Source organism: Vibrio sp. 1580 (genome assembly GCF_033340055.1).
Window position 1 is genome coordinate 1 of record NZ_JAWOVT010000338.1, and the last position, 667, is coordinate 667.

Genomic DNA, 667 nt, shown 5'->3' on the forward strand with positions numbered 1-667 from the left:
CGTTGTATTGGCGAACAGTGAATTCCTCCACGAGTTAGAGTCCAACATCGAACCATTTAAAGGTTTATTGCTGGGTCTGTTCTTTATTACCGTTGGCGCGGGAATCAACTTCTCGGTTCTATTTGGTGATTTCTGGCTGATCATGGCGCTGACCATTGGCGTGATGGTATTGAAAGCCTTGGTGCTGTTTATTCTCGCGCTGATATTTAGAGTGAAAGGCAGCAACCGCTGGCTGTTTACCCTAAGCTTGGCTCAAGCGGGTGAATTTGGTTTTGTGTTGCTAAGCTTCTCTGTGCAAAACCACGTCATTCCGTTTGAACTCTCGCAAACTCTTGCACTGGTCGTTGCGATTTCAATGTTCCTGACCCCGGGCTTGTTCATTTTGTTTGATCGGGTGATTTTGCCTCGCTTTGAAACCCAATCGAATGAACGCGAAAGCGATACGATTGAAGAAACAGGCACAGTCATCATTGCTGGTATTGGCCGCTTTGGTCAGATTGTGAATCGCCTATTAGTATCAAACGGCGTAACAACGGTAGTGCTTGACCATCAAGCCAACCAAGTCGATAACATGCGCCAGATTGGCACTCGCGCCTATTTTGGTGACGCAACCCGACCAGATATGCTGCACACGGCAGATATCGAGCATGCGGCTGCGTTGGTCGTC

Annotated in this window: 1 protein-coding gene; it reads left to right on the top strand. The window is 48.1% G+C overall.

Annotated features, from left to right (window positions below; genetic code table 11):
* Nucleotides 1-667, top strand: a 667-nt coding sequence (locus tag R7093_RS25875; RefSeq protein ID WP_318147101.1) for a cation:proton antiporter, incomplete at both ends; no start/stop codon positions are given.